This is a genomic window from Methylobacterium gregans, from assembly GCF_022179245.1.
Taxonomy (GTDB): Bacteria; Pseudomonadota; Alphaproteobacteria; order Rhizobiales; family Beijerinckiaceae; genus Methylobacterium; species Methylobacterium gregans.
Genome location: NZ_BPQM01000158.1, coordinates 1 through 11,655 on the forward strand (window position 1 = coordinate 1; position 11,655 = coordinate 11,655).

An 11,655-nucleotide genomic window follows, 5' to 3' on the forward strand; every position below is an offset into this window, starting at 1 on the left:
GCATTGTGCAGTGCACAATAGCACGTGCGACGCCGAATGCCAGCCCCCGGTGTGCCACTGTGGCGGCGCCATCAAGGTTGACATGCCGTAAACGTGTGACGCGACATTGAAGTGTCCAGCGGGTGGGCGGCCCGCGGCGCTAAGAAAGACTGCCGACGTCAGGCTTTTGCCGCTAAATGAGACCGTATGGCCGGGGGCGCAGGGTTGAACGACAGGGAAAGCAGCGGCTCCGGGGCGGCCTCGGCCCCGGAGGATGCCGGCCTGGGAGCGGTCTGGGACGACGCATCGCCGACAGACGGGGACATCCGCTTCGTGCTTGCGGAGGACGCCGCGCAGGTGGTGTACGCCTGGCCGGGGGCGCGACCCCTGTTGCGCGCACTCGCGCCGGCGGGCGTGCTCCCGGCCGCCCTGGCCCGGCAGATCCGGCCCGCGGGCGGCCCTGGGGTGCGGATGCTGCGCTTGCGCCTCGACCCGCGCGGGCTCGCGCCGCCGACCCTCTGCCGTACCGTGCCCGGACGTGCCGCCGACGGGCGGAGACTGATCCTGCTGGCGGTGGTCGGCAAGCTGCCGGCTCTGCGCGCCGGGTTCCCGCCCATTCCGACGCCTGACGAAACGTCGTCCGACGTCGCGGCCGAAAGGCCCGCTGGACCTCCCGCCGAACCTCCGGTCGAGGACCACGCCCCGGCGGCCGCTCCGGAGACCGCCGAACCGGCCGACCGGGAGCCGGCAGCGCCGCGCCCGGGGGGGCGCTTCGTCTGGCGCAGCGACGCTGCGGGCGCGCTCACGCAGCTCTCCGGCGGGGGCGACGCGCTCGCCCGCCTCATCGGCGTCACCTGGGCCGAGCTCACCGCCTCGGGCCGTCTCCGCCAGGGGGAGGTCTTCCTCGACGCGCTGGCGCAGCGCCGGACCTTCCGCGGCCTCGGCGCCGTTCTGACGCTCGAGGGCGGGGTCTCCGTCGCCGCCGACCTGTCGGGTGCGCCCCTCGGCCGGCCGGGCCAGGCCTTTCAGGGCTACGGCGGCTTCGGCATCGTGCGGGGCGTAACCCTTGAAGATCCGGCCCCGCCCGCCGCTGGCATGGTGCCCGCGCCCGAGGCGACCGGCACCGGGGCGGACACGCCCGAGCCTCGCGAGGGGGATACCGGATCCCGGGAGGGCACGGGTGCTGCGCAGATGCCGGACCCGGCCGTCGCCTCCCCCGCTCCCGCCGTAGCGGCGGCATCCGGCGTGCCGGTGCCGCGGGGGCCCGGCCCCGTCGCCCCGCCCTATCCGCTGGCGCCGCCCTTCGGGCGGGGCCTGGGCGCGGATCCGGTCGCGATGGCCACGATGGCGGCGCCGCTCCTCGCCGCCTGGCTCCAGCAGGACTGGTTCGGCCCGCCCGCCCGCACCGCACCGGCGCGCCCTGCCGCGCAGGCGCCGGCCTCCGGATCGGAGCCTCCGCCGACGATTGCCCCGGTTGCTGCGCCGGACGTCGTGCCGGAGCCCGAAGGCGGCCCGGAGCAGGATGTCGCGCCTGAGCACGCGCCCGAGCCCGGCCTCGCCGCGGAGCCGGACCACCTGCCGGAGCCGGACCACCTGCTGGAGCCCGAGGCCGCCCCTGCCGCGCTCTCGGTGAGCGAGCACGACGCCTTCCGGGAAATCGCGCGGGCGCTCGGCGTGCGCTACGCGGGCGACCCGGCGGACGACGCGGACGAGGCGGTGCCCGCGGACCCGGGCGGGCGGGGCGCAGTGATGCCCTTCTCGTTCGCCTCCCCGTCGGCCTCGGTCCGGACCGAGCCGGAGCCGGCGGCGCTGCTCGATGGGGTGCCGGGCCCGCTTCTGCTGCATCGCGGGCCCGAGATCCTGGCGGCCAACCGGGCCTTCCTCGACCTCGCCGATTACCCGGACCTCGCCGCGCTCCGGGCGGCGGGTCTCACGCGGCTGTTCCCCGATCCGCTGCCCGATCCGCTCCCGGAGGACGCGACGCGGGCCCTGGAGACCCGGGACGGCACCGTGCGGAGGGTCGCGCTCGCGCGCGGCGCCATGCCCTGGCCCGGCGGGCCCGCCGCCGCCCTCCTGCTCCGTCCGCTCGCGGACGCCGAGGCGGGGTCCGGGGCCGCGTCCGGGGTGGAGGCCCGTCCACCTGTCGCGGCGCTGCCGGGCCGGGACGCCGATGCCACCGCCGCCGCTCTGCGCGCCGCGCTGGATGCGGTGGCGGAGGGCGTCGTCGTGGCCGATGCGGCGGGCCGGGTGCTGTCGCTGAACCGGGCCGCCGCGGACCTCCTCGGCCGCGATCCGCGCGCGGCGCCGGGGGCTGCGCTGCGCGATCTCGTCCCGCCCGAGATGGCCGGCGCCCTGGCGGAGGCGGACGGGTGCCCGGTCTCGTTCGAGGGCGGCGCCCTCGCGGTCCGGAGCGCCGCCCTGGGTGGCGGGTTGCGGGCGCTGCTGCTGCGGCCCGTGCCGGAGCCGGTGCGATCGGAAGGACCGGGCTTCGTGGCGCGTTTCCTGGCCCAGCTCGACCGCGAGATCCGTACCCCGCTCACCGGCATCCTGGGCTTCGCCGACGTGATGCTGAAGGAGCCCTACGGGCCGCTGGGCCACGCCCGCTACCGCTCCTACCTCAACGACATCCGGGCCTCGGGCGAGCAGGTGCTCGCGCTGGTCGCCGACCTCGTCGATCTCGCCACCGTCGAGACCGGCGGGCTGCCCCTGAGCCGCCGGCCGCTGCCGCTCAACGACCTCGTCTCGACCTGTGTCGCCGAGATGCAGGCGGAGGCCGCCCGCGGCCGCATCGTGCTGCGCACGAGCTTCGCCGAGGATCTGGCGCCGCTGGAGGCCGACGAGCCCTCCCTGGCGCGCGCCGCCCGGCTGGTCATCGGCAACGCGATCCGGCTCACCGGCGCGGGCGGGCAGGTCATCGTCTCGACGAACCCGGCCGAGCGCGGCGCCGTGGCCCTGCGGGTGCGCGACACCGGCATCGGGATGAGCCCGGAGGAGATCGCCTTCGCGCTGGAGCCGTTCCGCGGCGGCCGTCCGGAGGCCGGCGGCCCCGACGGCGCCCACGCGGCGGCCGGCGGCCTCGGCCTGCCCCTGAGCAGGGCCCTGGTGGAGGCCAACGACGGCCGCCTCTCCATCTCCAGCCGCAAGGACGAGGGCACCCTGGTCGAGATCCTCCTGCCGGGTCGCGCGGCCCGGAGGGCTTGAGGGAGCCGATGCTGGCCGCCCTTCCCCGCCCGGGCCGGATGACCCCGGCGTGCGGCTCAGCCCCGGATATCGGTCTGCCGCGCTGCGACTACGGCGAAGAGATCGGCGAGGGCGGCCAGGCTCGCCGCTTGCAGCTGTCCGGCCGGGACGATCGAGCCGTCCGGCGCGGGCAGGTCGCGGGTTGCCGTCGCCGAGGCGACCACGGTCGGGCGGAAACCCAGGCTGAAGGCGCTGCGCGCGGTGGAGTTGATGCACATATGCGTCATGAAGCCTGCCAGCACCACGTCCTTCACGCCCGCCGCCTCCAGCTGCGCCTGAAGGTCGGTGCCGACGAACGCGCTCGGGTAGGCTTTAGTGATCACCGGCTCGTCGGCCTGCGGGGCGACCTCGTCGCTGATCCGGCCGATCGGCGCCCTGACATCGTAGGGCGAGCCCGGCCCGGCATCGTGCTGGATGTGGAAGATCGGGATGCCCGCCCCGCGCGCCCGGGCGAGCAGCGCGGCGGCCTCGCGCAGCGCGGGTTCGACGCCTTCGAGCCGCATCACCCCCTCGCGGTAGGTGTTCTGCAGGTCGACCAGCACGAGGGCGGAGCCTCCGAGCGGTGCGGGCTCCGGGTCGAGGCCGGAGAGGCCCCGCAGGGTGACGAGATCCGACATGCCGCTTCTCCCTTGGCAACCGATCCGTTCGCGTCGATCGGCGTCGGGGCGGGACCCTAGCACTGGCCGCCCGGACGGCATCCTGACCATAGGTGCAACCGGGCGCCAAGGCTTCGCTCCCGCGAGATCCGCCCTTCCCGCCTCAGGCACCGGAGCGGACTTGGCGGAGTTGGACTCGGCTGGATTCCATTTGGCTGGGGCCGACTTGGCGGTCCGCAGGAACGAGGCGCCGTACAGGGCTATGGCGGCGATGAGGACGAGCGAGAGCGTCAGGCGCATGGGGCCTCTTCGTGCCGGGCTTTCAGCGGGGGCACGCAGGGCCGCGTCATCCTGCTGGACCAGCCTCACCGTAGTCGACGAGGCTCCGGCCGGCCGCGCGACGGCAGGGACCGGTCGAGGCCGTCACGCCGACGGCTTCGGCCCGGGCTTCGGATGGCGCGGCGCGTTCCTGCGATGATCGTCGGCCTTGCGCGGGTCCGGCTTGTCGGCGAGGAGCCGCTTCACGCGCGCGTTGAAATCGTCCGTCGAGACGGATGTCGCCCGGCCTGTACTGGGTGTGCGTGCCATGTTCGGCCTCCACATCGGTGCCCAAAGCACGGGATTGCGCGGCGGGAACGATTGCAAATGGGCGCGTAGAATCGGATTTGCGGGCCTGATCCCGCCATGGAGCCGGATCAGGCGTAGACTTCATCCGGAGGCGAGGGCGATCTCACCTTCGCGCATGACTCGCTCGCCGGCCGCCGACTTGACGCGGTACGAGACCTCGCCCGTACGATCCTCCGGCATCAGGCGCACCACCACGAAGAGGGCGCCCGGGACGCTCCCGGCATCGGCATAGCCGATCCGGGCCTGCCTGACGTGCTGACCGACCTTGAACTTGTGGGACATCGGACCTCCTCGTGGATCTCGGCTGAAGGCGAACGGCCCTTCAGCGGCGGGCTTTGGCCTTCCGGGCGGCGAAGCGTGCGTCGCGGGCGGCCTTCTGGGCGGCGGCGAGTTGCGCCTGCTGCTCGGCGCGCTCGGCGGCCAGACGCGCGACCTCGGCGGCCTGGCGCTCCAGTGCGGCGGCCGCCTCTGCCGCGCGGCGGGCCTCGGCGGCCTCGCGCGCCGCCTCCCGCTCCGCGACCCGAACCTCGCGGGCCTGAACGACCGCCCGGCGGGCTGCCTGCCGCGCGAGGACGGTCGGGTCGTTGGCCGCGGGCCGTGCCCGGAGCCGGGCGATGGTCGCCTCCCGCGCCTTGGCGGCGGCGGCGAGGCGGTCGACGAGCTGGTTCGCTTTGAATTGACCCACGTGGACTCCGTGTACGGGCCGCACCCGCGGCGGATGGGATGATCGAGGAAGCCGCTCCGACCGGAGCGGCCCCCTATGGCGTCAGGGTCGCGAGAGCGAACCTCAGGCGGATTTCAGGTTTCCGGCCGATTGCTTGCCGGTGCGGCGGTCCGTCTCCATCTCGAAGGAGAGCCGCTGGCCCTCGCTGAGCGTCTGCATGCCGGACCGCTCGACGGCCGAGATGTGCACGAAGACGTCCTTGCTGCCGTCCTCGGGCTGGATGAAGCCGAAGCCCTTGGTGCCGTTGAACCACTTCACGGTGCCGATGTTCATGGAAGTTCCTCTTGTCTGGGTATCTGGTGTGATCGTCGATGCGTCCCGGCGGCCCTCGGGGTCAGCCGATGGCGGCCAGGACGATCCTGCGCAGTTCTTCGCGGGTCAGCCCGCAGGGTTGGGGGCTCCACGGTACGGGGCCGGCGATGGGTCTCACGGCCGCCTGCGAACGGAACTGGCCCGTCACGGGCCTCGGATCAGGAATGGGGTGCATGCGTGTCCATGGGCCGTGTCGGCTCTGCGCGCGGCACGACGGGCGTATTGCGGAGCGCTGCACGACACGGCGTGCAACGGAGGCGCTGCGGGTCGTGCAGCGATCAAACGTCGATAAAAGCGGAAAACCGGACTCGGCGCTCGATCAAGAGCAAGAGAGCGGGCCGACAGGATCTGGTCCGATGAATTAATACGTACAGATTTTTGGTAGAATCATCAAGCGGAATTTCAAAAAGAGCCGCTTTTATTTGATTTTTGCCGTCAGATGCGGCCGCTTTCGCGTTGAGAAAGAGCGGCGTGGATCGCTTCATCGGTTCGGGGCTTGCGAGGCGCCTCGCCCGCGATCCGCATTGTCCGCCCAGGGCTGTCGCGTCGGGGCCGGGCAGCGGTGTCCGGTCAGGCGGCGCCCGTTGTCTCGGCCAGGATCCAGGCGAGCGTGTCGGGGTCGGCCGCGTCCACGGCCAGGTGCAGGATGATCGGCGTCTCGTAGGGATGGCGCGCCTTCAGCGCCGCCGCGAGTTCAGGCCCCAGCCCCTCCCGGCTCTTCACCAGGGCCACGACCTCCGCGCCCCGCTCCACCGCGCCCTTCCAGGCGTAGACCGAGCGCATCCCCGGCAGGACGTTGACGCAGGCGGCGAGCCGATCCCGCACGAGGCTCTCGCCGACGGCGAGCGCCGTCTCGGCATCGGCGAATGTGGTATAGACGAGGAGCGCGCGCTCCATGCTATGGCTCTCCGCAGAGGATGGATCCGGGATTGAGGCGAGCCGGCGCGCCGGCGTCAACCCGGGGATGAGGGCGGATCCGACGCGCATGCGCTTCCAGACGATCGCCTTCATCGCGAGCCCGACACCGGACGCCCGCGAGGCCGCCGACACCCTGATGCGGCGCTACGACAACGTGCCCCCCGAGGAGGCCGACGTCGTGGTGGCCTTGGGCGGCGACGGCCTGATGCTGCAGGCGCTCCACCGCTTCATGGACCGCGCCAAGCCGATCTACGGCATGAACCGCGGCACGGTCGGCTTCCTGATGAACGAGTACCGCCGCGACGACCTGCTGGAGCGCCTGGAGGCGGCCCACCGCAGCGTGATCCACCCGCTGCTGATGGAGGCGCGCGACACCGAGGGACGCAGCCACACCGCCCGGGCGATCAACGAGGTCTACCTGCTGCGCCAGACCCACCAGACCGCCAAGCTGAAGATTGCCATCGACGGGCAGGTCCGGCTGGAGGAGCTGATCGCCGACGGTGTGCTCTGCGCCACCGCCGCGGGCTCGACCGCCTACAACTTCTCGGTCGGGGGCCCGATCCTGCCGCTCAACGCCAAGCTGCTCGCGCTCACCCCGATCTCGGCCTTCCGGCCCCGGCGCTGGCGCGGCGCGCTCCTGCCCGACTACGCCCGGATCCGGGTCGACGTGCTCGACGCCGCCCACCGCCCCGTCGCGGCGGTGGCCGACCACACCGAGTTCCGCCGGGTCTGCACCGTCGAGACCTGGCTCGACCGGGGGACCGAGCTCGTCCTGCTGCACGATCCCGGCCACAGCCTGGACGAGCGCATCCTGCGCGAGCAGTTCGGCTGACATCGTCGTGACCAGGGTTCGTTAACCCTCGATCTTTGCGGAGTGTTGAGCCGTCCGTGGCCAGTCTCGGCGATCCGACGCCGAAGGCCGCGCCCATGAACATGCACCCGACCTTCCTCGACGCTCAAGCCCTCGCACCCGCGCCGGGCGGCCTGCGGGCGGTCGCCGACGGCCTGGGCTACAGCTCGGACTGGAACTGGGCCTGGGAGAACTACAAGCCGATGGTGCTGGCGCTGGCGCAAGCCCACGGCCTGCGCCGGCACATCGAGATCGGCGGCGGGCGCGACCCGCTCTTCACGCCGGACGAACTCGGCCGCCACGGCTTCGCGGTCACGCTCAACGACATCTCCGAGCACGAGCTGATGCTGGCGCCCCCGGCCTTCGCCAAGCTCTGCTGCGACATCGCCGCGCCCGACACGGTCGCGACCGTGGGGCGGGAGCGCTTCGACTTCGCCTATTGCCGCATGGTGATGGAGCACGTGCCGGACGTCGCCCGGATGTGGCGCAACGTCCACGACATCCTGGCGCCGGGTGGCGTCGCGCTGAGCTTCTTCCCGACCCTGTTCGCACCGCCCTTCGTGCTGAACGAGCTGATGCCCGAGCGCCTGTCCCGGGCCGTCGTCCACACCCTGTTCCCGGACCGGCACGACGACGGCGACAACCCGAAGTTCCCGGCCCATTACAACCTCTGCCGCGGCTCCGAGGCGCCGCTGGTGCCGCTCCTGCGGGAGATCGGGTTCCGCGAGGTGATCGTGCTGCCGTTCTACGGCTACAGCTACTTCTGGAAGATCCCGGTGGTGAAGCAGGTCGACGCCGCCTTCACCCGCCTCGCCCGCGCCCGCGACTGGCGCACCTTCACGAGCTTCGCCTACGTCGTGGCGCGCAAGTAGGAGAGGGCCCGCGCCATGCAGATCGTGCTGGTGGCCGACCACGCCTCCATCAATGGCGGTCAGGCCAAGGTGGTGGTGGAGAGCGCGCTGGGGCTGGCCGCCCGCGGCCACGCCGTCACCGTGTTCGCGGCGGTGGGGCCAGCCGATCCGCGGCTCGCGGCGGCGGGCGTCGCGGTGGTGCTCACCGACCAGGCCGACGTGACGAGCACGAACTCGCTCGCCCGATTCGGCGCGCAATGGCTCTGGAACCGCACGGCGGCCGAGCGGCTGCGGGCGCTGCTGGCCGAGCTCGACCCGCGCGGCAGCGTGGTCCACGTCCACGGCTGGGCCAAGGCGCTCTCGCCCTCCATCGGGCCGGTGCTGCGCGGCTGCGGTCTGCCGGTGGTGTTCACGCTGCACGAGTACTACCTCGCCTGCCCGAACGGCGGCTTCTACGACTATCCCGTCTCGGCCCCCTGTCATCGCCGGCCCGGTTCCCCGGCCTGCCTCGCGCACAATTGCGACTCGCGCAGCTACGCCCGCAAGCTGATGCGGGTCGGCCGGCACTGGCTGATGCAGGGAACGGGGCTCACCCGCAGCCCCAACGCGGTCATCACGATCAGCCGCCTGCAGCGGAGCGCGATGGCGCCCTACCTGCCCGCGGACACCCGCTTCGCCGAGGTCGGCAACCCCGTCGACGTCCTGCCCCTCGGGCACCGGACCGGCGCGCCGGGCGGCTTCATCTTCGTCGGCCGGATCTCGCCCGAGAAGGGCCCGCTCCTCTTCGCCGAGGCGGCGCGCCGGGCCGGCTTCCCCGCGACCTTCGTGGGCGACGGGCCGCAGGCGGACGAGATCCGGGCGCGCTACCCGGAGGCCGCGATCCTCGGCTGGAAGGCGCCGGCCGCGGTGCACGCCCTGATGCGGGAGGCCCGCGCCCTGGTCTTCCCCTCCGTCTGGTACGAGGGCCAGCCGCTCACCGTGCTGGAGGCGCAGGCGCTGGGGCTGCCCGTCATCGTCAGCGACGTCTGCGCCGGCCGCGAGGCGGTGGCGGACGGGGTCGGCGGCCTCTGGTTCCGCTCGGGCGATGCCGATTCCCTCGCCGACGCGATGCGGCGCCTCGCCGACGACGCCCTGGCGCAGGCGATGTCGGACGCCGCCTACGACGGCTTCTGGGCCGACCCGCTGACGCTCGACCGCCACCTCGACGGGCTGGACGGTGTCTATGCGGGCGTGCTGCGGGAGGCGGAGGGCGGCTGGGTGCTCGGCTCATGCCGGCCGGAGCCGCTCGGGGCAGTCCTGCGCTGACACCCTCGCGCTCTCCCTCCCCCGCAGAGGGGGGAGGGAAATGGTGCCCCCTCAATCCTTCTGCGGGTCGTGGCCCCAGTTCATCAGGGACATGCGCCAGGCGGAGTCCGGCTCGTTGCGGGCCTTGCCGCCCTGCTTCAGGTGCCGGTGGACGTAGCCCACCACCTTGCGCATCGCCGCGTAGTCGTCGTCCGAGAGGTCGGCCTTCTTCTTGTCCTTGATCTCCAGGATCCGCCGTCCCATGGCGTGGCCGGTCGACTCGTCCCCGTCCGACTTCTGCCCGACCGCCTTGCTGGCCTCGCTGTCGAGGTGCTTCCTGAGCGCGGCCGGCGTCATGTTCACGGCCTCGTTGAAGTCGGTCCAGATCTCGGCGTGGTCGGTCTCGGCCATCGGGCGGCTCCGTGGTGGTTTCGCGTGTCGCGCCACCAACGCGCCACGCCCCGGCCCTGCCGCGCCCATCCGTGCGGTGCGGCGACGCAGGGCGGGGATCAAGGGCGGGATCCCAGGGCGTGGCGGCCGCGATCCTTTACGGCGCGGACGGCTGCCGGTATCACCCCGGACCGGTCCCGTTCGGGGTCCGCCAGAACAAGCGAAACACAAGATGCGCGCCGAGATCGAGCAAGCCTCGGATGCCGCCAAGCAGTCTATAGGGCTGCTGAGGAGGCATCTTTGACTGGGACACCGTCGATAAACGCCTCGCGGAGCTGAACGCGGCTTCCGAGAATCCCGACCTCTGGAACGATCCGGAGGCCGCCCAGAAGGTCATGCGCGAGCGCCAGCAGCTCGACGAGGCCGTCACCGCGATCCGGAAGCTGGAGCGCGACCTCGAGGACGGCGCCACGCTGATCGAGCTCGGCGAGATGGAGGGCGACGAAGCCTCGATCCGCGAGGGCGAGGCCGCCATCAAGGCCGTCGAGAAGGAGGCCGCGAGCCGGCAGGTCGAGACCCTGCTGTCGGGCGAGGCCGACGGCTTCGACACCTATCTGGAGGTCCATGCGGGCGCGGGCGGCACCGAGAGCCAGGACTGGGCCAACATGCTCCAGCGCATGTACGCGCGCTGGGCCGAGCGCCGGAAGTTCAAGGTCGACGTGGTCGAGATGACCGACGGTGACGAGGCCGGGATCAAGGGCGCCACGCTCCTGATCAAGGGCCACAACGCCTATGGCTGGCTCAAGACCGAGTCCGGCGTGCACCGGCTGGTGCGCATCTCGCCCTACGATTCCAACGCGCGCCGCCACACCAGCTTCGCCTCCGTCTGGGTCTATCCGGTCATCGACGACCGGATCGAGATCGAGATCAAGGAATCGGACTGCCGCATCGACACCTACCGCTCGTCGGGCGCGGGCGGCCAGCACGTCAACACCACCGACTCGGCCGTGCGCATCACGCACAACCCGACCGGCATCGTGGTGGCCTGCCAGCAGGAGCGCTCGCAGCACAAGAACCGGGCAACCGCCTGGAACATGCTGCGCGCCCGCCTCTACGAGGCCGAGCTGAAGAAGCGCGAGGAGAAGGCCAACGCCGAGGCCGCCGCCAAGACGGATATCGGCTGGGGCCACCAGATCCGGAGCTACGTGCTGCAGCCCTACCAGCTCGTGAAGGACCTGCGCACCGGCACGCAGTCGACCGACCCGGACGAGGTGCTCGACGGCGACCTCGACCCGTTCATGGAGGCCTCCCTCGCCCAGCGCGTCTACGGCGGTGGCGAGGCGGTCGAGGATATCGACTGACGGGCGAGCCCGGCTCCGCCCCGGGCTTCACATGCAATCGCGCGGTTCCCGCGCTCTCCCTCCCCCCTCTGCGGGGGAGGGTGGCCCTCGCGTGAGCGAGGGTCGGGAGAGGGGTGAACGCTTCAAGGTCGGGCTGCGCCCTGCATGACGGTTGCGCCCCCTTTCTGAAGCCGGGGTCCCCTCTCCCGTCGCCCTTCGGGCGCCACCCTCCCCCGCAGAGGGGGGAGGGATTCGCGCTGGTTCGGCCGCCATGCCCCCCAACGTGAAAGGGCCGCGCCGGATGACCCGGCGCGGCCCTCGTCACATCGCGGTCTGCTTCCGCCTTACGCCGCGAGCGAGCGCAGCACGTAAGGAAGGATGCCGCCGTTGCGGAAGTACTCGAGCTCGTCGAGCGTATCGATCCGGCAGGTCAGTGGGACCTCCTTGACCGAGCCGTCGGCGGACGTGATCTCCGCGGTCAGCGTCTGGCGCGGCTTCAGCTCGCCGGCCAGCCCCTTGATCGTGACGGTCTCGTCGCCCTTCA

13 protein-coding genes are annotated in these 11,655 nt (G+C 72.3%); 5 read left to right on the forward strand and 8 right to left on the reverse strand.

What is annotated here, in order from left to right; genetic code table 11:
• The first annotated feature begins 186 nt into the window (after positions 1 to 186).
• Complete coding sequence (locus MFF54_RS25255) at positions 187 to 3,180, forward strand: ATP-binding protein (protein ID WP_238306951.1); 2,994 nt, start codon at positions 187 to 189, stop codon at positions 3,178 to 3,180.
• A 56-nt stretch (positions 3,181 to 3,236) separates the two neighbouring features.
• On the opposite strand, the gene MFF54_RS25260 is transcribed toward MFF54_RS25255, so the two are convergent.
• The 6 genes from MFF54_RS25260 to cutA all read right to left on the reverse strand — a co-directional run bounded on the left by MFF54_RS25260 (position 3,237) and on the right by cutA (position 6,375).
• Positions 3,237 to 3,836, reverse strand: a complete 600-nt coding sequence (locus MFF54_RS25260) for a cysteine hydrolase family protein (RefSeq protein ID WP_238306952.1) — start codon at positions 3,834 to 3,836, stop codon at positions 3,237 to 3,239.
• Between the two features lie 402 nt (positions 3,837 to 4,238).
• A complete protein-coding gene (locus MFF54_RS25265) occupies positions 4,239 to 4,403 on the reverse strand; it encodes a hypothetical protein (protein ID WP_238306953.1) in 165 nt (54 codons plus the stop codon).
• A gap of 120 nt (positions 4,404 to 4,523) precedes the next feature.
• Positions 4,524 to 4,724: a hypothetical protein gene (locus tag MFF54_RS25270; protein WP_238306954.1), complete on the reverse strand. Its 201-nt coding sequence runs from the start codon at positions 4,722 to 4,724 to the stop codon at positions 4,524 to 4,526.
• Positions 4,725 to 4,764: 40 nt separating this feature from the next.
• Positions 4,765 to 5,127: a DUF6481 family protein gene (locus tag MFF54_RS25275; protein ID WP_238306955.1), complete on the reverse strand. Its 363-nt coding sequence runs from the start codon at positions 5,125 to 5,127 to the stop codon at positions 4,765 to 4,767.
• Positions 5,128 to 5,229: 102 nt separating this feature from the next.
• Entirely contained in the window at positions 5,230 to 5,439 is a 210-nt protein-coding gene (locus MFF54_RS25280) for a cold-shock protein (RefSeq protein ID WP_238306956.1), read from the reverse strand.
• 609 nt (positions 5,440 to 6,048) lie between these two features.
• The gene (gene cutA / locus MFF54_RS25285; RefSeq protein ID WP_238306957.1) at positions 6,049 to 6,375 is read right to left on the reverse strand and encodes a divalent-cation tolerance protein CutA; all 327 of its coding nucleotides are present in this window, start codon (positions 6,373 to 6,375) and stop codon (positions 6,049 to 6,051) included.
• A gap of 88 nt (positions 6,376 to 6,463) precedes the next feature.
• On the opposite strand from cutA, the gene MFF54_RS25290 reads away from it, so the two are divergent.
• The 3 genes from MFF54_RS25290 to MFF54_RS25300 are packed head-to-tail and all read left to right on the forward strand — an operon-like array spanning position 6,464 to position 9,402.
• Complete coding sequence (locus tag MFF54_RS25290) at positions 6,464 to 7,228, forward strand: NAD kinase (protein ID WP_238306958.1); 765 nt, start codon at positions 6,464 to 6,466, stop codon at positions 7,226 to 7,228.
• Positions 7,229 to 7,284: 56 nt separating this feature from the next.
• Positions 7,285 to 8,118 (forward strand): methyltransferase domain-containing protein, encoded by an 834-nt coding sequence (locus MFF54_RS25295; protein WP_238306959.1) that lies wholly within the window; start codon positions 7,285 to 7,287, stop codon positions 8,116 to 8,118.
• Positions 8,119 to 8,133: 15 nt separating this feature from the next.
• On the forward strand, positions 8,134 to 9,402 hold the full coding sequence (locus MFF54_RS25300) for a glycosyltransferase family 4 protein (RefSeq protein ID WP_238306960.1): 1,269 nt from the start codon (positions 8,134 to 8,136) through the stop codon (positions 9,400 to 9,402).
• 51 nt (positions 9,403 to 9,453) lie between these two features.
• Here MFF54_RS25300 and MFF54_RS25305 read toward each other — a convergent pair whose 3' ends face one another.
• A complete protein-coding gene (locus MFF54_RS25305) occupies positions 9,454 to 9,792 on the reverse strand; it encodes a DUF3140 domain-containing protein (protein WP_238306961.1) in 339 nt (112 codons plus the stop codon).
• 211 nt (positions 9,793 to 10,003) lie between these two features.
• Between MFF54_RS25305 and prfB the strand changes: the two genes are divergently transcribed.
• Positions 10,004 to 11,132 (forward strand): peptide chain release factor 2 gene (prfB, locus tag MFF54_RS25310; protein WP_238306962.1). Its coding sequence is split into 2 segments (ribosomal slippage): positions 10,004 to 10,072 and positions 10,074 to 11,132, totalling 1,128 coding nucleotides; the frame shifts between segments, so codons are not numbered across the junction.
• Positions 11,133 to 11,455: 323 nt separating this feature from the next.
• Here the strand turns inward: prfB and MFF54_RS25315 are convergent.
• Positions 11,456 to 11,655 (reverse strand): hypothetical protein (locus tag MFF54_RS25315; RefSeq protein WP_238306963.1); only part of this gene is annotated, 200 nt, incomplete at its 5' end.

Excerpts from the sequence above, each read along its gene's own strand:
- MFF54_RS25260 (WP_238306952.1), bottom strand. The coding sequence starts at position 3,836 with ATGTCGGATCTCGTCACCCTGCGGGGCCTCTCCGGCCTCGACCCGGAG.
- MFF54_RS25265 (WP_238306953.1), bottom strand. The coding sequence starts at position 4,403 with ATGGCACGCACACCCAGTACAGGCCGGGCGACATCCGTCTCGACGGAC.
- MFF54_RS25300 (WP_238306960.1), top strand. The coding sequence starts at position 8,134 with ATGCAGATCGTGCTGGTGGCCGACCACGCCTCCATCAATGGCGGTCAG.
- MFF54_RS25290 (WP_238306958.1), top strand. The coding sequence starts at position 6,464 with ATGCGCTTCCAGACGATCGCCTTCATCGCGAGCCCGACACCGGACGCC.
- MFF54_RS25280 (WP_238306956.1), bottom strand. The coding sequence starts at position 5,439 with ATGAACATCGGCACCGTGAAGTGGTTCAACGGCACCAAGGGCTTCGGC.
- MFF54_RS25270 (WP_238306954.1), bottom strand. The coding sequence starts at position 4,724 with ATGTCCCACAAGTTCAAGGTCGGTCAGCACGTCAGGCAGGCCCGGATC.
- cutA (WP_238306957.1), bottom strand. The coding sequence starts at position 6,375 with ATGGAGCGCGCGCTCCTCGTCTATACCACATTCGCCGATGCCGAGACG.
- MFF54_RS25305 (WP_238306961.1), bottom strand. The coding sequence starts at position 9,792 with ATGGCCGAGACCGACCACGCCGAGATCTGGACCGACTTCAACGAGGCC.
- MFF54_RS25255 (WP_238306951.1), top strand. The coding sequence starts at position 187 with ATGGCCGGGGGCGCAGGGTTGAACGACAGGGAAAGCAGCGGCTCCGGG.